The 644-nt window shown below is 51.7% G+C and carries 1 rRNA gene; it reads left to right on the forward strand.

Annotation, left to right across the window (positions count from 1 at the left end):
* Window positions 1-644: ribosomal RNA gene (locus QL898_RS13805) — 16S ribosomal RNA — on the forward strand; the annotation flags it as partial.

Here is a 644-nt window from a genome sequence, read left to right on the forward strand (position 1 = left end):
GCCCGGACTCCTACGGGAGGCAGCAGTGGGGAATATTGGACAATGGGGGAAACCCTGATCCAGCCATGCCGCGTGTGTGAAGAAGGCCTTTTGGTTGTAAAGCACTTTAAGCAGTGAAGAAGACTCTTCGGTTAATACCCGGAGACGATGACATTAGCTGCAGAATAAGCACCGGCTAACTCTGTGCCAGCAGCCGCGGTAATACAGAGGGTGCAAGCGTTAATCGGAATTACTGGGCGTAAAGCGAGCGTAGGTGGCTTGATAAGTCAGATGTGAAATCCCCGGGCTTAACCTGGGAACTGCATCTGAAACTGTTAGGCTAGAGTAGGTGAGAGGGAAGTAGAATTTCAGGTGTAGCGGTGAAATGCGTAGAGATCTGAAGGAATACCGATGGCGAAGGCAGCTTCCTGGCATCATACTGACACTGAGGCTCGAAAGCGTGGGTAGCAAACAGGATTAGATACCCTGGTAGTCCACGCCGTAAACGATGTCTACTAGTCGTTGGGTCCCTTGAGGACTTAGTGACGCAGCTAACGCAATAAGTAGACCGCCTGGGGAGTACGGCCGCAAGGTTAAAACTCAAATGAATTGACGGGGGCCCGCACAAGCGGTGGAGCATGTGGTTTAATTCGATGCAACGCGAA

The sequence above is a fragment of the Psychrobacter sp. APC 3279 genome (assembly GCF_030407795.1).
In the GTDB taxonomy this organism is placed as follows: Bacteria; Pseudomonadota; Gammaproteobacteria; order Pseudomonadales; family Moraxellaceae; genus Psychrobacter.